The following is a 19,622-nucleotide window of genomic DNA, read 5'->3' on the forward strand; positions in this document are numbered from 1 at the left end:
GATAACTGAGTAAATTTCAAGTAAAATCAAGCTAAGAACTTCAGTTGGCTCCCAATTTTCAAAAGAAAAACATAAATAAATAGTTGAAAAAATTCACAGCATTCACCATTATTTTCAAGGAGAAAAACAGTGAAAAAAAGGAAAAAACTCGCTCTATCCCTTGCAGCTCTTTTGCTGGTAGGTTCTTTGGCGGGATGTGCTAGCTGGATTGATCGTGGAGAATCCATGACAGCTGTTGGCTCAACGGCTCTTCAGCCCTTGGTCGAAGCAGCAGCAGATGAATTTGGCTCTCTGCACGTTGGAAAAACAGTTAATGTCCAAGGTGGTGGATCTGGTACAGGCTTGTCTCAGGTTCAGTCTGGAGCTGTTGATGTAGGAAATTCAGACGTATTTGCCGAGGAAAAAGACGGTATCAACGCATCCGCTCTAGTGGACCATAAGGTAGCCGTAGCGGGCTTGGCAGTGATTGTAAATAAGGAAGTTGACGTTGAAAATCTGACAACTGAACAACTCCGCAGCATCTTCACAGGTCAAGTGACCAACTGGAAAGAAGTCGGTGGGAAAGACCTAGCCATTTCCATTATCAACCGCGCGGCAAGTTCTGGTTCGCGTGCAACCTTTGATAGTGTTATCATGGATGGTCAATCTGCCGTGCAGAGTCAAGAACAGGATTCAAATGGGATGGTCAAAAACATTGTTTCCCAGACACCAGGAGCCATTTCTTACCTAGCCTTTGCCTATGTGGATGACTCGGTGAAACGCATGAAGTTGAATGGCTATGAGCCGATTGCAGAAAATGTTACAAGTAATAACTGGCCTTTGTGGTCTTATGAACACATGTACACCCTAGGTCAGCCCAATGAATTGGTGGCAGAATTTCTCAACTTTGTCCTCTCAGATGAAGCGCAAAGCGGAATCGTTAAGGGAATGGGCTATATTTCTGTTAAGGAAATGAAGGTTGAAAAAGATGCTGTAGGAACGGTGACAGCACTAGAAGGGAGTCACTAATGAATCAAGAAGAATTAGCTAAAAAATTACTTTCTCCCTCAAAGAACTCTCGTCTAGAGAAATTAGGAAAAGGCTTGACCTTTGCCTGCCTGTCTTTGATTGTCATCATTGTGGCCATGATTTTGATTTTCGTAGCTCAGAAAGGCTTGTCGACCTTCTTTGTCAATGGGGTCAACATCTTTGATTTCCTCTTTGGACAAACTTGGAATCCTTCAGGTAAACAATTTGGTGCCCTTCCCATGATTTTGGGCTCCTTTATTGTCACAATCCTATCAGCCCTTATCGCAACTCCTTTTGCCATTGGTGCGGCAGTCTTTATGACCGAGGTCTCACCAAAAGGTGCTAGAATCTTGCAACCAGCCATTGAATTGCTAGTTGGGATTCCTTCAGTCGTGTATGGATTTATCGGTTTGCAGGTCGTAGTTCCTTTTGTCCGTAGTGTCTTTGGTGGGACTGGTTTTGGGATTTTGTCAGGGATTTTCGTTCTCTTTGTCATGATTTTACCAACGGTAACCTTTATGACAACGGACAGCTTGCGTGCGGTGCCTCGTCACTACCGCGAAGCTAGTTTGGCTATGGGAGCCACTCGTTGGCAAACCATCTGGCGCGTGACCTTGAAGGCGGCGCGTTCAGGGATTTTCACAGCGGTGGTCTTTGGGATGGCGCGTGCCTTTGGTGAGGCCTTGGCTATTCAGATGGTAGTCGGAAACTCAGCCGTTGTCCCGACTTCATTGACAACACCTGCTGCGACCTTGACCTCTGTGTTGACCATGGGTATCGGAAATACCGTTATGGGAACAGTTGATAATAACGTTCTCTGGTCCTTGGCCTTAGTCTTGCTCTTGATGAGTTTAGCCTTCAACAGTGTGATTAAATTGATTACGAAAGAAAGAGGAAAGAAAAACTATGCACGCTAAGAAATTAGATAAAATTGCAACAGCTGTCCTCTACTCAATTGCAGGAATTATCGTTGCCATCTTGGCATCCTTGATTCTTTATATCTTGGTTCGTGGTTTGCCCCACATCTCTTGGTCTTTCTTGACTGGCAAATCATCTTCTTACCAAGCAGGTGGAGGGATTGGAATTCAGCTCTATAATTCCTTCTTCCTTTTGATCATTACCTTGATTATCTCTGTGCCCTTGTCTATGGGAGCTGGGATTTTCCTAGCTGAATATGCCAAAAAAGGTCCTGTGACCAATTTTGTCAGAACCTGTATTGAAATCTTGTCTTCACTGCCATCTGTGGTTGTAGGTCTCTTTGGTTACTTAATATTTGTAGTTCAGTTTGAGTATGGATTTTCAATCATTTCAGGTGCCTTGGCATTGACGGTCTTTAATCTGCCTCAGATGACTCGTAATGTTGAAGATAGTTTGAAACACGTTCACCATACGCAACGTGAGGCTGGTCTAGCCCTTGGGATTTCTCGTTGGGAGACAGTGGTCCATGTGGTCATTCCAGAAGCTCTACCAGGTATTGTCACGGGGGTTGTCTTGGCCTCTGGCCGTATCTTTGGTGAGGCGGCTGCACTTATCTATACAGCAGGACAATCCGCTCCAGCCCTAGACTGGTCTAACTGGAATATTCTCAGTGTGACTAGCCCAATCTCTATCTTCCGTCAAGCAGAAACCTTGGCTGTCCACATCTGGAAGGTCAATAGTGAAGGAACCATTCCAGATGGAACTATCGTATCAGCAGGTTCTGCCGCCGTGCTCCTTATCTTTATCCTCATCTTTAACTTTGGAGCCCGCAAACTCGGAAGCTACCTACATAAGAAATTAACCGCTGCCTAAAGGAGAAGCCATGTCAAAATATAATTGGGATGAAAAGCATATCATCACCTTTCCTGAAGAGAAAGTGGCCCTCTCTACTAAGGATTTACATGTTTACTACGGTAAAAAAGAATCCATCAAGGGCATCGATATGCAATTTGAAAAAATAAGATTACAGCCTTAATTGGCCCATCTGGATCAGGAAAATCAACCTACCTCCGCAGCCTCAATCGTATGAATGATACGATTGATATTGCCAAGGTCACAGGTCAAATCCTCTATCAAGGGATTGATGTTAACCGTCCAGAAATCAATGTTTATGAGATGCGTAAGCACATCGGAATGGTCTTCCAACGACCAAATCCCTTTGCCAAGTCTATCTACCGCAATATTACTTTTGCCCATGAACGTGCAGGGGTTAAGGACAAGCAAGTCTTGGATGAAATTGTGGAAACTTCTCTTCGTCAGGCTGCCCTTTGGGATCAGGTCAAAGACGATTTGCACAAGTCAGCCTTGACCCTATCAGGTGGTCAGCAGCAACGTCTTTGTATCGCTCGTGCTATTTCGGTCAAACCTGACATTCTCTTGATGGATGAGCCTGCGTCAGCCTTGGATCCGATTGCGACAGCCCAGCTGGAAGAAACCATGCTGGAATTGAAGAAGGACTTCACCATCATCATCGTGACCCACAGTATGCAGCAGGCTGCGCGTGCTAGTGACTACACAGGATTTTTCTACTTGGGTGACTTGATCGAGTACGATAAGACGTCTAATATTTTCCAAAATGCCAAACTACAGTCAACCAATGACTACGTAACAGGACACTTTGGATAGAAAGGAAACAGTATGACAGAAGCGATTTTACAGGTGTCAGACCTGTCCGTTTACTACAATCAAAAAAAGGCCTTGAATAGTGTTTCCCTATCTTTTCAACCCAAGGAAATTACAGCCTTGATTGGTCCATCTGGATCAGGAAAATCAACCCTCCTCAAGGCTATCAACCGTATGGGGGATCTCAATCCAGAGGTGACCACAACTGGTTCGGTGGTTTACAACGGTCACAACATTTACAGCCCACGTACAGATACAGTTGAATTGCGAAAGGAAATCGGTATGGTCTTCCAACAGCCAAATCCTTTCCCTATGTCCATCTACGAAAATGTTGTCTACGGACTTCGTATCAATGGAGTGAAGGACAAGCAAGTTCTAGATGAAGCAGTGGAAAAAGCCTTGCAGCGTGCTTCTATCTGGGATGAGGTCAAGGACCGCCTACATGATTCAGCTATTGGCCTTTCAGGTGGACAACAACAACGTGTCTGCGTTGCCCGTGTCTTGGCAACCAGTCCTAAAATCATTCTCTTGGATGAACCGACTTCAGCCTTGGATCCTATCTCTGCTGGGAAGATTGAGGAAACCTTGTATGGGCTAAAAAATAAATACACCATGCTCTTGGTTACGCGTTCTATGCAACAAGCCTCTCGTATCTCTGACAAGACAGGATTTTTCCTTGATGGAGATTTGATTGAGTTTAACGATACCAAGAAGATGTTCCTCAACCCACAACACAAGGAAACAGAAGATTACATTTCAGGAAAATTTGGATAAGGAGATAAATGATGTTACGTTCTCAATTTGAAGAAGATTTAGAGAAATTGCACAACCAGTTCTATGCAATGGGACAAGAAGTGCTATCCCAAATCAATCGTACGGTACGTGCCTTTGTTACGCATGACCGTGATTTGGCCAAGGAAGTCATCGAAGACGATGCAGAAGTAAATGAATACGAAGTGAAATTGGAGAAGAAATCATTTGAAATGATTGCTCTTCAACAACCCGTTTCTCAGGACTTGCGTACCGTTTTGACAGTCTTGAAGGCCGTGTCTGACTTGGAACGTATGGGTGACCATGCTGTTTCTATTGCCAAAGCGGCAATCCGTATGAAAGGGGAGCAACGCATCCCAGCTGTTGAAGAAGAAATCAAGAGAATGGGTCGCGATGTCAAGAACTTCGTCGAAGCAGCCCTTGACCTCTATCTGAATGGTTCAGTAGATCAGGCCTATGAAGTAGCAGCCATGGACGAAAAAATCAACCAATACTTTGATAGCATTCGTGACCTAGCTACAGAAGAAATCAAGAAAAATCCAGATGCCATCGTTACAGGTCGTGATTATTTCCAAGTGATTGCCTTCTTGGAACGTATTGGAGATTATGCTAAGAATATCTGTGAATGGGTTGTTTACTTTGAAACAGGTAAGATTGTCGAACTATAAAATAGATTCATTCTGTATAAAAAGGAGCTTAAAATCAACTGATAGCTCCTTTTATTGAATGAAAAAAATATTTTTAAGATAAAAATTCAAAAAACACTTGACAAGCAACTTGGATAGCGTTATAATTATACAAAATTAACAGAGAGGTTGTTTATTTATGAAATCAAAAAAATGGATATTTGTTTTATGTAGTTTTCTTGCAAGTTTCTTCTTAGTAGCTTGCCAGTCGGGTTCTAATGGTTCTCAGTCAGCTGTTGAGGCCATTAAGCAAAAGGGGAAATTAGTTGTGGCGACTAGTCCTGACTATGCACCCTTTGAATTCCAATCCTTAGTTGATGGAAAAAATCAGGTAGTCGGTGCGGATATTGATATGGCCCAAGCTATCGCTGATGAACTTGGGGTGAAGTTGGAAATTTCAAGCATGAGTTTTGACAATGTCTTGACCAGTCTTCAAACTGGGAAGGCTGACCTAGCGGTTGCAGGAATTAGCGCTACTGACGAGAGAAAAGAAGTCTTTGATTTTTCAATCCCTTACTATGAAAACAAGATTAGTTTCTTGGTTCGTAAGGCTGATGTAGAAAAATACAAGGATTTAACTAGCCTTGAAAGTGCTAATATTGCGGCCCAAAAAGGGACTGTTCCAGAATCTATGGTCAAGGAACAGTTGCCAAAAGCTCAATTGACTTCCCTAACCAATATGGGTGAAGCTGTCAATGAATTGCAGGCTGGAAAAGTAGATGCTGTTCACATGGATGAGCCTGTTGCTCTTAGCTATGCTGCTAAAAATGCAGACCTAGCTGTCGCAACTGTCAGCTTGAAGATGAAGGATGGCGAAGCCAATGCAGTTGCCCTTAGAAAAAATAGTGCTGATTTGAAAGAAGTGGTGGACAAGGTCATCCAAAAACTCAAGGATGACGGCACCTATCAAAAATATCTTGAAAAAGCGGCAACCCTAACAGAAGTTGAAGAATAATACTCAATGAAAATCAAAGAGCAAACTAGGAAGCTAGCCGCAGGTTGCTCAAAGCACTGCTTTGAGGTTGTAGATAAGACTGACGAAGTCAGCTCAAAACATGGTTTTGAGGTTGTGGATAGAACTGACGAAGTCAGTAACCATATCTACGGTAAGGCGACGCTGACGTGGTTTGAAGAGATTTTCGAAGAGTATAAGAAAAAAGCAGAGTTGGAAGTCAGTCCAATTCTGCTTTTAAATAGTTTAAAACATTTTCCAGATTTTCTAAGGATACCTTGGCAAATTGATAAGGGCAGTTATCCAAGTAAGCCTCTTCAAAGAAGTCTAAGCCCAGTTGACTGTGTTTTAGGCTGGCGATTTTAGGATACTGTCTGAGGTCTAGCAATAAACCATCGTGAAGGGGATAGTGAGGCAGGGGACAAGGTGTTTTGGTTAAACTTTCCTCGATTTGTTTTTGGTAAGTTTCCTGATTGGACAAGCGAGCCAGACGATTTTTCTCAAACAGTTGACTGTCAATATAGAGTGACAGGGCCTTTTGCATGATGAGGTTGCTGTCGTAATCTAGGATATTTTTGTAGGAAACAAAGGCTCCCTTGATAGCATTTGGAAGAATGAGCGACGTAATCCGCAGGGCTGGAAAGAGGCTGGTTGAGAAGGACTTGATATAAATAACGCGCTCTTCTGTATCCAGATAGTGGAAGGTCTGGCCCTTCTTGGAGTCCAAATCCCCCAGATAATCATCTTCGACGATATAAACACCATACTTAGCTGCTAAGTCAAGAATAGCTCGTTTGTCCTGCTCTGAATAGGAATGTCCCAGAGGATAGTGAAAACGAGGAATAGTGTAGAAAAACTTGATTTTTCCCGTCTGGAAATGCTGTTCAAGTTCCACCAAGTCAATTCCATCAATGCCTCGTTCAATCGTTTGATAGTCTAACCCCTGAGCAATCAAGAGACGATTCATCCGATGGTAGGTCGGCTGTTCCACCAAGATTTCCTTGGCTTGGCTAGGAAAGGAAATTTGAGAGAGGATAAAAAGGGCTTGTTGGGTCCCAGAAGTCAGTACTAGTTGGTCAGCCTTGCAGTAGAGAGCTTGGTCAAAGAGTAGTTTGTGAATGGACTGTCTTAGGTCTTCTAATCCTTCTTGGTTGTCATAGTAGTTAAAAAGGTAGTTTTCCCGTCCAATCAGGGTTTCATTGACACAGAGTCGGAAATCGTCATAGGCACTGGCATGTTCGTCGGTAACCTCGATTTCTAGGTCCTGATGTTGCCCTTGTTCTAGGACATAGTAGCCACTCTGGGGCTTGGCGTAGAGGTATTGTTCGTGTCGTAATTCTAGCAGGGCTCGCTGAATGGTGTCCTTGCTACAGTGGAAGTCAAGGCTCAGTTGACGGATAGAAGGCAGGCGACTACCCGTCGGAAAGCATCCAGACTCGATACCATTTTTCAGATAGGAAACGACCTCTTGGTACTTGCTTTGTTTCTTCATTCCAGACCTCCCTTGATTTTGTTACATTGTACCTTTTTTTTCCTTCTTGGCAATGTCTAGAGTGTTTCTCTCGTTCACATCTAGGGGCAAATGTGGTATACTTAGGAGTAACATTTATAGAATAACAGATAAGAAAGTGAATGGATAAGAACGTGCAGGAACCAGTGAAATTATTTCAATACAATACCCTTGGAGCCTTGATGGCTGGCCTTTATGGTGGTACCATGACAGTAGGAGAATTGCTAGAGCATGGTGACCTTGGTTTGGGAACCTTGGATTCCATTGATGGGGAATTGATTGTCTTAGATGGCAAGGCTTATCAGGCCAAAGGGTCAGGAGACCAGCCAGAAATTGTGGAAGTGTCACCAGATGCCCTTATTCCTTATGCAGCAGTGGTACCGCATCAGGCAGAGGTCATTTTCCGCCAGCGCTTTGAGATGACAGACAAGGAATTGGAAGAGCGAATCGAGTCTTATTATGATGGGGAAAATCTTTTCCGCTCTATCAAGATTCGTGGGAAATTTTCGCATATGCATGTGCGCATGATTCCCAAGTCGACACCAGATACCAAGTTTGCTGATGTCGCAACCCATCAACCAGAATATAGTCGTGACAATGTGGCGGGAACCATCGTTGGTTTCTGGACGCCTGAGATTTTCCATGGGGTCAGTGTGGCAGGCTACCATCTGCACTTCATATCAGATGATTTGACTTTCGGTGGACATGTCATGGACTTTGTCATCAAGGAAGGTATTATCGAGGTGGGAGCTGTTGACCAATTGGACCAACGTTTTCCTGTCCAAGACCGTCAATACTTGTTTGCTAAGTTCAATGTTGAAGAGATGAGAAAAGATATTGAAAAGGCAGAATAGGAGACGAAAATGACTATTCATATTATCATTACCATGGTGCTTTTGCTGGCTTTCTTGATAGGAAGCATTTGGTATGCCAAAAAGAAATATCAGATTAATTTATCTGTCTTGGGCTTGGGGGCTGTCGCCTTCTTTGTCTCTTCACAGATTTTAGAAAAACTGGTGCATATCTTGGTTTTGCATCCTCAAAAAGACGGTAGTATTGCCCTCTTGCAGGATCATCCACTTGTCTATATCATCTATGGACTAGCCATGGCAGCATTTTTTGAGGAAACAGCTCGTCTTATTTTCTTCAAATGGTTGGAGAAAAAGAGAAGTTTGGAAAAGGCAGATGCCTTGGCCTATGGACTGGGGCATGGTGGCTTGGAATTGATTTTCCTAGGCCTTACTAGTTTGATTAATCTCTACATCGTTCTTTCGGCAGTTCAAACTCAGAATCCACAGGTTATGCAATTGCTGTCTGAAAATATGTTGAAAACCATCCAGTCACTATCTGTCTGGCAGATTTATTTGCTTGGTTTTGAACGGATTTTGGCTTTAGGATTCCAATTACTTTTGACAGTTTGGGTTTACCAAGCTGTTCGTCAGAAGAAATGGACATATCTCCTAGCAGCCTATGGACTCCATGCCTTCTTTGACCTAGCACCATCTCTAGCCCAAGTTGGCTGGTTGACCAATCCAGTTTTGGTGGAAGTGGTCCTAGCACTAGAGCTCGTTCTGGTTGCCTATGGAACCAAGGCAATCTTTTGCAAAAAATCTTAAGAAAAGAGGGGGACCTCTTTTTTTGTTCAAAAAGCAAACAAGGTTTTTTTATGGTCGTAAAATGTCTCTAAAAATGGTATAATGGAATGAATTTTTAAAAAGGAAGAGTGACATGTCAGTAAGAGAAAAAATGCTTGAAATATTAGAAGGGATTGATATCCGTTTTAAGGAACCCTTGCATAGCTATAGTTATACAAAAGTAGGTGGAGAGGCTGATTATCTGGTCTTTCCACGAAATCGTTTTGAGTTGGCGCGCGTTGTTAAATTTGCCAATCAAGAAAATATTCCTTGGATGGTTCTTGGAAATGCCAGCAACATCATCGTTCGTGATGGTGGAATTCGTGGATTTGTCATCTTGTGTGACAAGCTCAATAATGTTTCTGTTGATGGCTATACTATTGAAGCAGAAGCTGGTGCTAACTTGATTGAAACAACTCGCATTGCCCTTCGTCATAGTTTGACTGGCTTTGAGTTTGCTTGTGGCATTCCAGGGAGCGTCGGTGGTGCGGTCTTTATGAATGCGGGTGCCTATGGTGGCGAGATTGCCCACATCTTGCAGTCTTGTAAGGTCTTGACCAAGGATGGAGAAATCGAGACCCTGTCTGTCAAAGATTTGGCTTTTGGTTACCGCCATTCAGCTATTCAGGAGTCAGGTGCAGTTGTCTTGTCAGCTAAATTTGCCCTAGCTCCAGGAGCCCATCAGGTTATCAAGCAAGAAATGGATCGCTTGACGCATCTCCGTGAACTCAAGCAACCTTTAGAATACCCATCTTGTGGTTCGGTCTTTAAGCGTCCAGTAGGGCATTTTGCAGGTCAATTAATTTCAGAAGCTGGCTTGAAAGGCTATCGTATCGGTGGCGTAGAAGTGTCAGAAAAGCACGCAGGATTTATGATTAATGTCGCAGATGGAACGGCTAAAGACTACGAGGACTTGATTGAGTCTGTAATTGAAAAAGTCAAGGAACACTCTGGAGTCACTCTTGAGAGAGAAGTTCGTATCTTGGGCGAAAGCAAGTAGGAAGCTTTAGCTAAAAAGCTGCTGCTATATCATGGAAAGGGGATGAAAGCCTATCGTTAGTGCAGAAATATGTAGGCAGTTCCATCTCCTACACGAGGTAGTAGCGGCCTGACAGAGCCTAATCTGTTAATCTATGAAAAAGAAGGAATAAATGACAATTGAAAAAACCAATTATTGAATTCAAAAACGTCTCTAAAGTTTTTGAAGACAGCAACACCAAGGTTCTCAAAGACATCAACTTTGAGTTGGAAGAGGGGAAATTCTATACCCTTTTAGGCGCATCTGGATCAGGGAAATCAACTATCCTGAACATCATTGCAGGTTTACTGGATGCGACGACAGGAGATATTTTACTGGACGGAGTCCGCATCAATGACATCCCAACCAACAAGCGAGACGTCCATACGGTCTTCCAATCCTATGCCTTGTTTCCACATATGAATGTGTTTGAAAATGTTGCCTTTCCACTCCGCTTGCGTAAAATTGACAAGAAAGAAATCGAGCAACGCGTAGCGGAAGTTCTCAAGATGGTTCAGTTGGAAGGTTATGAAAAACGTTCCATCCGTAAACTTTCTGGGGGACAACGTCAGCGTGTGGCCATTGCCCGTGCCATCATCAACCAACCCCGTGTGGTCTTGTTGGACGAGCCTCTGTCAGCGCTGGACTTAAAATTACGAACAGACATGCAGTACGAACTGCGTGAACTGCAACAACGATTGGGCATTACCTTTGTCTTTGTTACTCACGATCAGGAAGAAGCCCTTGCCATGAGTGACTGGATTTTCGTTATGAATGATGGCGAGATTGTCCAGTCTGGAACGCCTGTGGACATCTATGATGAGCCAATCAACCACTTTGTTGCCACCTTTATCGGTGAGTCAAATATCTTGCCAGGAACCATGATTGAGGACTACTTGGTTGAGTTTAATGGCAAACGCTTTGAAGCAGTTGATGGTGGGATGAAACCAAATGAGCCAGTCGAAGTCGTGATTCGTCCAGAGGACTTGCGCATTACTCTTCCTGAAGAAGGCAAGCTCCAAGTTAAGGTTGATACCCAGCTCTTCCGTGGGGTTCACTACGAGATTATCGCCTATGACGAACTTGGAAATGAATGGATGATCCACTCAACCCGTAAGGCTATTGTTGGTGAGGAAATCGGTCTGGACTTTGAACCAGAAGACATCCATATCATGCGCCTCAACGAAACCGAAGAAGAGTTCGATGCTCGTATCGAAGAATACGTGGAAATCGAAGAGCAAGAAGCAGGTCTGATCAATGCAATCGAGGAGGAAAGAGATGAAGAAAACAAGCTCTAAACTCTTTGTAGTGCCTTATATGCTCTGGATTGCCCTCTTTGTGTTGGCACCCTTGGTCTTGATTTTCGGTCAATCCTTTTTCAACATTGAAGGCCAGTTCAGTATAGAAAACTATAAATCCTACTTTGCGTCACAAAACTTGACCTACCTAAAGATGAGTTTCAACTCAGTGCTTTATGCAGGGATTGTGACCTTTGTAACCCTCCTTATCAGCTATCCGACAGCTCTCTTTTTGACCCGCCTCAAGCACCGTCAACTCTGGCTTATGCTGATTATCCTGCCAACCTGGATTAACCTGCTCCTCAAAGCCTATGCCTTTATCGGGATTTTTGGTCAAAATGGCTCTATTAACCAATTCTTGGAATTTATCGGAATCGGTTCGCAGCAGTTGCTCTTTACCGATTTCTCCTTTATCTTTGTCGCAAGCTACATCGAGCTTCCCTTTATGATTTTGCCGATTTTCAATGTTTTGGACGATATGGATAATAACCTCATCAATGCTAGCTACGACCTCGGTGCGACCAAGTGGGAAACCTTCCGCCATGTCATCTTCCCTCTATCGATGAATGGTGTGCGAAGTGGGGTTCAATCCGTCTTTATCCCCAGTCTGAGCCTCTTCATGCTGACCCGTTTGATCGGTGGAAACCGCGTTATCACACTAGGTACAGCCATTGAACAGAACTTCCTGACCAATGACAACTACGGTATGGGTTCAACCATCGGTGTGATTCTCATTCTGACCATGTTCATCACCATGTGGGTGACCAAGGAAAGGAGAGAACGATGAAAAAATTTGCCAATCTATATCTGGGACTGGTCTTTCTTGTCCTCTACCTGCCGATTTTTTACTTGATTGGCTACGCCTTTAACGCAGGCAACGACATGAACAGCTTTACAGGCTTTAGCTTGAGCCATTTTAAAACCATGTTTGGTGATGGTCGTCTCATGTTGATTGTGACTCAGACCTTTTTCTTGGCCTTTCTGTCAGCCTTGATTGCGACCATTATCGGGACTTTTGGTGCTATTTACATCTACCAGTCTCGTAAGAAATACCAAGAAGCTTTTCTATCACTCAATAATATCCTCATGGTTGCGCCTGACGTTATGATTGGTGCTAGCTTCTTGATTCTCTTTACCCAACTCAAGTTTTCACTTGGCTTTTTGACCGTTCTCTCTAGTCACGTGGCCTTCTCCATTCCTATTGTTGTCTTGATGGTCTTGCCTCGTCTCAAGGAAATGAACGGCGACATGATTCATGCAGCCTATGACCTTGGTGCCAGTCAATTTCAGATGTTTAAGGAAATCATGCTTCCTTATCTGACTCCGTCTATCATTGCAGGTTATTTCATGGCCTTCACCTATTCGCTGGATGACTTTGCCGTGACCTTCTTTGTAACGGGAAATGGCTTTTCAATCTTGTCCGTCGAGATTTATTCTCGTGCTCGTAAGGGGATTTCCCTAGAAATCAATGCCCTGTCTGCCCTTGTCTTTCTCTTTAGTATTATCCTAGTGGTTGGATATTACTTTATCTCACGTGAGAAGGAGGAGCAATCATGAAAAAACTCTATTCATTTTTAGCAGGAATAGCAGCGATTATCCTAGTCTTGTGGGGAATTGCGACTCATCTAGATAGTAAAATCAATAGCCGAGATAGTCAAAAACTGGTTATCTACAACTGGGGAGACTATATCGATCCAGAACTTTTGGAGCAATTCACAGAAGAAACAGGAATCCAAGTCCAGTATGAGACCTTTGACTCCAACGAAGCCATGTATACTAAGATCAAGCAGGGTGGAACGACCTACGACATTGCCATCCCAAGTGAGTACATGATCAACAAGATGAAGGACGAAGACCTCTTGGTACCGCTTGATTATTCAAAACTTGAAGGTCTTGAAAATATCGGACCAGAGTTTCTCAACCAGTCCTTTGACCCAGGCAATAAATTCTCCATCCCTTACTTCTGGGGAACCTTGGGAATTGTCTATAATGAAACCATGGTAGATGAGGCACCTGAGCATTGGGACGACCTCTGGAAACCAGAGTATAAGAACTCTATTATGCTCTTTGATGGAGCGCGTGAGGTACTGGGACTCGGACTCAATTCCCTCGGATATAGCCTTAACTCCAAGGATACCCAGCAGTTGGAAGAGACAGTGGATAAGCTCTACAAGCTGACTCCCAATATCAAGGCTATTGTGGCGGATGAGATGAAGGGCTACATGATTCAGAATAACGCTGCTATCGGCGTGACCTTCTCTGGTGAAGCCAGCCAAATGCTAGAAAAAAATGAAAATCTACGATATGTGGTACCGATAGAGGCCAGCAACCTTTGGTTTGACAATATGGTCATTCCCAAAACAGTCAAAAACCAAGACGCAGCCTATGCCTTTATCAACTTTATGTTGAAACCCGAAAATGCTCTCAAAAATGCAGAGTATATCGGTTATTCAACTCCAAACCTACCAGCCAAGGAAATGCTCCCAGAGGAGAAGAAAGAAGACAAGGCCTTCTATCCTGATGCTGAAACCATGAAACACCTAGAAGTTTATGAGAAATTTGACCATAAATGGACAGGCAAATATAGCGACCTCTTCCTACAGTTTAAAATGTATCGGAAGTAGGAGATAGACGTAAGAAACGAATCAGTTAGAGCTGGTTCGTTTTTTAATAGAAGTCAGCTTTTATAGCCATATCTTTTTCTATTCTAGTTGCTTATTTTCTTGCCTAGTAGTATATTAAGCCTAACCTTACAGAAAGCGGTAACAAATAATGAAAATGTCTACTTTTTTCAAAAAAAGTTATTGGCCAACATTAATGATTGTTAACCAAACATATATACTATTTTATCTAAAGGATGGTTTGGATCGACAATACCTAACAACTGATTCCATATATTTGGTGATAGGAAACTTTATATTTTGGAATATTTTCGTAGCTATTTTTAGCAATTCGAAAATGTGGGATAAAAGTTGGGATAAAAAGAGTGATAGCAGTAAGAAAAAATATATCCTGAAAAAGTAAGAAGAGATGTAGGGAATGGGTTATTTAAATGGGGATCATTTCTAGTTGACGCAAGATTAAAAAAACGATATAATAAGAAAGTTGAGAATTGATTTTCAGTTGTCTTAGTCCAGAGAAATGGCGGTGCTGCGAGCCATCTAAGCTAGGAAGTCATGCTACTCAATCATACAATTGCATAAGAATAAGAGAATGACAAGTTCATTGAATGAAGGTGGTACCGCGGTTTTTCGCCCTTCGTGATATGAGCTTGTCTTTTGGTTTTTGGAGGTGTTGATGAAAACATTTCTTGTCAAACAAAAGTTTCGTCTTGGAGGCGAACGTTTCGCTATCAAGGATGACAGGGGAGAAATCGCCTATCAGGTAGAGGGATCATTTTTTAAGATTCCCAAAACCTTTACCATCTATGATGCTAATGGTGAACAGGTCAGTGAGATCAGTAAAGAAATCTTGACCTTGCTACCTCGTTTCGAGATTCAGCTACGGGACGGTTCAAATTTTGTCATTCGTAAGAAGTTGACCTTCTGGCAAGATAAGTATGAGTTTGATAATCTGGGGCTTCGTATCGAGGGCAATATCTGGGATTTGGATTTCAAATTGCTGGATGATCGCGATCAGTTGATTGCAGAAATTAAGAAGGAACTCTTCCATCTGACCTCTACCTATAACGTAACAGTCCTTGAGGACACTTATGCAGACCTAGTTATTTCCCTCTGTGTCGCTATTGACTATGTGGAAATGCTGGAAAGCCAATCACATTAAAGAAGAAAATAAGGAGACAATATGAAACAATTATCTAGTGCACAAGTCCGCCAAATGTGGCTTGATTTCTGGGCGACCAAAGGTCACTCAGTAGAACCATCAGTAAGTTTGGTTCCTGTAAATGACCCAACTCTTTTGTGGATTAATTCTGGGGTAGCAACCCTTAAGAAATACTTTGACGGGACTATTATTCCTGAAAATCCACGTATTACAAATGCCCAAAAGGCTATCCGTACAAACGATATCGAAAACGTAGGGAAGACTGCGCGTCACCATACCATGTTTGAAATGTTGGGGAACTTCTCTATCGGGGATTACTTCCGTGACGAAGCTATCACTTGGGCTTATGAGCTTTTGACAAGCCCTGAATGGTTTGATTTCCCAGCTGAGAAACTGTACATGACCTACTATCCAGAGGATAAAGATTCTTACAACCGCTGGATTGAAGTGGGAGTGGACCCAAGTCACTTGATTCCGATCGAAGATAACTTCTGGGAAATCGGTGCTGGACCTTCTGGACCAGATACAGAGATTTTCTTTGACCGTGGAGAAGCATTTGACCCAGAAAATATCGGCATTCGCCTGCTCGCAGAAGATATCGAAAACGATCGTTATATCGAAATCTGGAACATTGTATTGTCACAATTTAACGCTGACCCTGCTGTTCCTCGTAGCGAGTACAAGGAATTGCCACACAAGAACATTGATACGGGCGCTGGTTTGGAGCGTTTGGTGGCGGTTATTCAAGGTGCTAAGACAAACTTTGAAACAGACCTCTTCATGCCGATCATTCGTGAAGTGGAGAAATTGTCTGGTAAGGTCTATGACCAAGATGGCGACAACATGAGCTTCAAGGTCATCGCTGACCACATCCGTTCTCTTTCATTTGCCATCGGTGATGGTGCCCTTCCGGGAAATGAGGGTCGTGGTTACGTCCTTCGTCGTCTTCTCCGTCGTGCCTCTATGCACGGTCAAAAATTGGGCATCAACGAACCTTTCCTTTACAAACTCGTTCCAACTGTTGGAAAAATCATGGAAAGCTACTACCCAGAAGTGCTTGAAAAACGTGACTTTATCGAAAAAATCGTTAAGAGCGAGGAAGAGTCATTTGCCCGTACTCTTCACTCAGGTCAACACTTTGCCCAAGGCATAGTAGCAGACTTGAAAGAAAAAGGTCAATCTGTCATTGCTGGTTCAGATGTCTTCAAACTTTATGATACTTATGGATTCCCAGTTGAATTGACAGAAGAAATCGCTGAAGAGGCTGGTATGACTGTCGACCGTGAAGGTTTTGAAGCAGCCATGAAAGAACAGCAAGAACGCGCGCGTGCGTCAGCTGTCAAGGGTGGTTCAATGGGTATGCAAAATGAAACCCTTCAAAACATCACTGTAGAAAGTGTCTTCAACTACAATGCTAGCCAATTGTCTTCTAAATTGGTGGCTATCGTGGCTGACAATGCAGAAGTAGAAGCTGTATCTGAAGGAACTGCCTCTCTTATCTTTGCGGAAACGCCATTCTACGCTGAAATGGGTGGACAGGTAGCTGATCACGGACAAATCTTGGATGAGTCAGGTAAGGTTGTGGCTACTGTGACAAATGTTCAAAAAGCACCAAACGGACAAGCTCTTCACACTGTTGAAGTCCTTGCACCGCTTGCCTTGAACCAAGAATATACGCTGGCAATCGATACAAATCGTCGTCACCGTGTCATGAAAAACCACACTGCGACTCACTTGCTTCACGCTGCCCTTCACAATATCCTTGGAAATCACGCAACACAAGCAGGATCTCTTAACGAAGTTGAATTCCTTCGCTTTGACTTTACTCATTTCCAAGCAGTAACTGCAGAAGAATTGCGTGCCATTGAACAGCAAGTCAATGAGAAAATCTGGGAAGCTCTTGAAGTTAAGACAGTTGAAACGGATATTGACACTGCTAAGGAAATGGGAGCTATGGCCCTCTTTGGTGAAAAATACGGAAAAGAAGTCCGTGTTGTTACTATTGGTGACTACTCTATCGAGCTTTGTGGTGGTACCCACGTTGGCAACACTTCTGAGATTGGCCTCTTCAAGATTGTCAAAGAAGAAGGTATAGGATCAGGAACTCGCCGTATCTTGGCAGTGACTGGTAAGGAAGCCTTTGAAGCCTACCGTGAACAAGAAGACGCTCTTAAAGCTGTCGCAGCAACCTTGAAAACCCCTCAAGTCAAGGAAGTACCCCATAAAGTAGAAGGACTTCAAGAACAACTTCGTCAACTTCAAAAAGAAAATGCTGAGTTGAAAGAAAAAGCCGCAGCTGCAGCTGCAGGCGACATCTTCAAGGATGTTAAGGAAGTCAACGGTCACCGTTACATTGCTAGTCAAGTGTCTGTATCAGATGCAGGTGCCCTTCGTACCTTTGCGGACAACTGGAAACAAAAAGACTACTCGGACTTGCTCGTCCTAGTTGCCGCTATTGGTGACAAAGTCAATGTCCTTGTAGCAAGCAAGACAAAAGACCTTCATGCAGGAAACCTTGTCAAAGAATTAGCACCAATCGTCGATGGACGTGGTGGTGGTAAACCAGACATGGCCATGGCAGGAGGAAGTAACCAAGCTAAAATCCAAGAACTCTTGGATGCGGTAGCAGGTAAATTGTAATCAAGTAAAGATCTATCCATTTGGGTAGGTCTTTTTCATACTTAAAAAGCCAAATCCGATTGGATCTGGCTTAATTATCATTGGCTATTATACTCAATGAAAATCAAAGAGCAAACTAGGAAAGCAGGTTGCTCAAAGCACAGCTTTGAGGTTGTAGATAAGACTGACGAAGTCAGTCACATATAAAATGCAAGGCGACGTTGACGCGGTTTGAAGAGATTTTCGAAGAGTATTAGATTGTATTGGCTGCCCAAACACTTACAGATCTTTCTGAGACTGGGAATTGTCCATAACCTTCTTCATTAATTGTAACTTGGCCTTGGTGGTTGCCAAGTAAGTCTACAAAGGTTTGGTTAGCCCATTCTTGGCCGACAAACATTGACTTGCTGTTTTCTTGGTCATTTGAGATTAAGACTGCGATTGGGGATTGATTTTCAGTACCTGAACGTACCCAACCGACACAGTTAGCATCATCAAAGTAGTCTGTTTGTTCTCCATAGGTCAAATCTTTTCGGATGGCTAGGAGACGGTCAAGGACTTCTTTGAAATCTTCTTGGGCGTATTTGCCAGAAATCCCATAGTAGTCTCCGTAAAAGACACATGGAAGCCCATTTTGTCGTAATAAAATGAGGGCATAGGCTGCTGGTTTGAACCATTCTTCAACAGTCGATTCAAGGGCTTGTCCTCGTTGGGTATCGTGGTTGTCGACAAAGGTTACAGCCTTGTCAGGCTTGAGTTCAACCAAGCTATCTGTGAAAATGTTACGAAGGTCGTAGTTTGCTCCAGCTTGACTGGCTTCAAAGAGATTCTGGTGGAGACGAACATCGACAAGGTCAAAGCGTTCTTCTGTTTTTTCAAGATAGTCTAGGTTAGCTTCCTTGTCTGGGTTCCAAAATTCACCAAAAACATAGAAATCCTCACCGTATTTTTCCTTCATATCACGGATGAAATTGCGCATAAAGAAAGAGTCGATGTGCTTAACGGCATCCAAGCGGAAACCAGCTACACCAGTCGTTTTCATGAACCAGTCAGCCCAGTCATAGATATTTTGGATGACTTCAGGATGTTTAAAGTCTAGGTCGGCATACATGAGGTAGTCGTAGTTACCATTTTCGTTATCGACCAATTCCTCATTTGCCCAACCCTTGTTGTCCCCTTGGATGAGATAAATGCCAGACTTGCGACGTTTGGCATCATAGTCTGTACCGGTGAAGTGGTACCAGTGCCAGTGGAAGTCATTGTAGGTATCTTGGCGACCATCGAAGGTAAAGCTAGTCCAGCCATTGATGGTGAAGGGTTCCCCAAGTTCAACTGTACGGTCTACAGGATCCACTTCGATAACCTGAAAGGCTTCCATGTGATCGGCCGCAGCCTTGTGGTTGAGAACTACATCGGCCATAGGCTGAATTTCCTGCGCTTTTAGGGCTTGAATGGCTTGAAGATAGTCTTCTTTGAAACCATACTTGGTGCGGACAGTCCCTTTCTGGTTGAACTCACCAAGGTCAAATAGATCATAGACCCCATAACCTACATCTTTTTCATTTGTTGCCTTAAAAGCTGGTGGCATCCAGACATGACTGATACCGAGATCAGCTAGGTGTGGAGCATCTTCAGCCAGACGTGTCCAGTGCTGACCGTCGTGGGGCAGATACCATTCAAAGTATTGCATGAGTGTTTGATTTTGCATGATGTTTCCTTTTACTTGTCAATCTTGTTCTTTA

18 protein-coding genes and 1 pseudogene are annotated in these 19,622 nt (G+C 43.2%); 17 read left to right on the forward strand and 2 right to left on the reverse strand.

Going from position 1 to position 19,622, the window contains the following annotated elements:
- The first annotated feature begins 129 nt into the window (after positions 1-129).
- The 7 genes and pseudogenes from SK642_RS03310 to SK642_RS03340 all read left to right on the forward strand — a co-directional run bounded on the left by SK642_RS03310 (position 130) and on the right by SK642_RS03340 (position 6,021).
- Positions 130-1,008: a phosphate ABC transporter substrate-binding protein PstS gene (locus SK642_RS03310; RefSeq protein ID WP_033683366.1), complete on the forward strand. Its 879-nt coding sequence runs from the start codon at positions 130-132 to the stop codon at positions 1,006-1,008.
- Positions 1,008-1,925, forward strand: coding sequence for a phosphate ABC transporter permease subunit PstC (pstC, locus tag SK642_RS03315; RefSeq protein ID WP_001070903.1), 918 nt, complete (start codon positions 1,008-1,010; stop codon positions 1,923-1,925). The genes SK642_RS03310 and pstC overlap by 1 nt, the downstream gene beginning before the upstream one ends.
- Positions 1,915-2,799 (forward strand): phosphate ABC transporter permease PstA, encoded by an 885-nt coding sequence (pstA, locus tag SK642_RS03320; RefSeq protein WP_033683367.1) that lies wholly within the window; start codon positions 1,915-1,917, stop codon positions 2,797-2,799. Before pstC ends, pstA begins: the two co-directional genes overlap by 11 nt.
- Before the next feature lie 10 nt (positions 2,800-2,809).
- Positions 2,810-3,612 (forward strand): annotated as a pseudogene (pstB, locus tag SK642_RS03325) (phosphate ABC transporter ATP-binding protein PstB).
- Between the two features lie 12 nt (positions 3,613-3,624).
- The gene (gene pstB, locus SK642_RS03330) at positions 3,625-4,383 is read left to right on the forward strand and encodes a phosphate ABC transporter ATP-binding protein PstB (protein WP_000133485.1); all 759 of its coding nucleotides are present in this window, start codon (positions 3,625-3,627) and stop codon (positions 4,381-4,383) included.
- 11 nt (positions 4,384-4,394) lie between these two features.
- The gene (gene phoU / locus SK642_RS03335) at positions 4,395-5,048 is read left to right on the forward strand and encodes a phosphate signaling complex protein PhoU (protein ID WP_033683369.1); all 654 of its coding nucleotides are present in this window, start codon (positions 4,395-4,397) and stop codon (positions 5,046-5,048) included.
- A gap of 157 nt (positions 5,049-5,205) precedes the next feature.
- The gene (locus SK642_RS03340; protein WP_000837372.1) at positions 5,206-6,021 is read left to right on the forward strand and encodes an ABC transporter substrate-binding protein; all 816 of its coding nucleotides are present in this window, start codon (positions 5,206-5,208) and stop codon (positions 6,019-6,021) included.
- Between the two features lie 217 nt (positions 6,022-6,238).
- On the opposite strand, the gene SK642_RS03350 is transcribed toward SK642_RS03340, so the two are convergent.
- Complete coding sequence (locus tag SK642_RS03350) at positions 6,239-7,510, reverse strand: PLP-dependent aminotransferase family protein (RefSeq protein ID WP_033683370.1); 1,272 nt, start codon at positions 7,508-7,510, stop codon at positions 6,239-6,241.
- Positions 7,511-7,650: 140 nt separating this feature from the next.
- Here SK642_RS03350 and budA point away from each other — a divergent pair, with 140 nt between their 5' ends.
- The 10 genes from budA to alaS all read left to right on the forward strand — a co-directional run bounded on the left by budA (position 7,651) and on the right by alaS (position 17,901).
- Positions 7,651-8,382, forward strand: coding sequence for an acetolactate decarboxylase (gene budA, locus SK642_RS03355; protein ID WP_033683371.1), 732 nt, complete (start codon positions 7,651-7,653; stop codon positions 8,380-8,382).
- Between the two features lie 9 nt (positions 8,383-8,391).
- On the forward strand, positions 8,392-9,144 hold the full coding sequence (locus SK642_RS03360) for a YhfC family intramembrane metalloprotease (RefSeq protein ID WP_033683372.1): 753 nt from the start codon (positions 8,392-8,394) through the stop codon (positions 9,142-9,144).
- Positions 9,145-9,256: 112 nt separating this feature from the next.
- The gene (gene murB / locus SK642_RS03365) at positions 9,257-10,162 is read left to right on the forward strand and encodes a UDP-N-acetylmuramate dehydrogenase (RefSeq protein ID WP_033683373.1); all 906 of its coding nucleotides are present in this window, start codon (positions 9,257-9,259) and stop codon (positions 10,160-10,162) included.
- 158 nt (positions 10,163-10,320) lie between these two features.
- Complete coding sequence (locus tag SK642_RS03370) at positions 10,321-11,478, forward strand: ABC transporter ATP-binding protein (protein ID WP_000742900.1); 1,158 nt, start codon at positions 10,321-10,323, stop codon at positions 11,476-11,478.
- A complete protein-coding gene (locus SK642_RS03375; protein WP_004258194.1) occupies positions 11,459-12,265 on the forward strand; it encodes an ABC transporter permease in 807 nt (268 codons plus the stop codon). Before SK642_RS03370 ends, SK642_RS03375 begins: the two co-directional genes overlap by 20 nt.
- The gene (locus SK642_RS03380) at positions 12,262-13,035 is read left to right on the forward strand and encodes an ABC transporter permease (RefSeq protein WP_033683374.1); all 774 of its coding nucleotides are present in this window, start codon (positions 12,262-12,264) and stop codon (positions 13,033-13,035) included. The genes SK642_RS03375 and SK642_RS03380 overlap by 4 nt, the downstream gene beginning before the upstream one ends.
- Positions 13,032-14,102 carry an ABC transporter substrate-binding protein gene (locus SK642_RS03385; protein WP_033683375.1) on the forward strand — a complete coding sequence of 357 codons (1,071 nt, stop codon included), beginning with the start codon at positions 13,032-13,034 and terminating at the stop codon, positions 14,100-14,102. The genes SK642_RS03380 and SK642_RS03385 overlap by 4 nt, the downstream gene beginning before the upstream one ends.
- Before the next feature lie 148 nt (positions 14,103-14,250).
- A complete protein-coding gene (locus tag SK642_RS10720; RefSeq protein ID WP_033683376.1) occupies positions 14,251-14,502 on the forward strand; it encodes a hypothetical protein in 252 nt (83 codons plus the stop codon).
- A gap of 273 nt (positions 14,503-14,775) precedes the next feature.
- The gene (locus tag SK642_RS03395) at positions 14,776-15,261 is read left to right on the forward strand and encodes an LURP-one-related/scramblase family protein (protein WP_033683377.1); all 486 of its coding nucleotides are present in this window, start codon (positions 14,776-14,778) and stop codon (positions 15,259-15,261) included.
- Positions 15,262-15,282: 21 nt separating this feature from the next.
- Entirely contained in the window at positions 15,283-17,901 is a 2,619-nt protein-coding gene (alaS, locus tag SK642_RS03400; protein WP_033683378.1) for an alanine--tRNA ligase, read from the forward strand.
- A 232-nt stretch (positions 17,902-18,133) separates the two neighbouring features.
- Here alaS and SK642_RS03405 read toward each other — a convergent pair whose 3' ends face one another.
- Positions 18,134-19,588, reverse strand: a complete 1,455-nt coding sequence (locus SK642_RS03405; protein WP_033683379.1) for an alpha-amylase — start codon at positions 19,586-19,588, stop codon at positions 18,134-18,136.
- Positions 19,589-19,622: the final 34 nt, after the last annotated feature.

Origin of the sequence: Streptococcus mitis, from assembly GCF_000722705.1 — a bacterium.
Classification (GTDB): Bacteria; Bacillota; Bacilli; order Lactobacillales; family Streptococcaceae; genus Streptococcus; species Streptococcus mitis_P.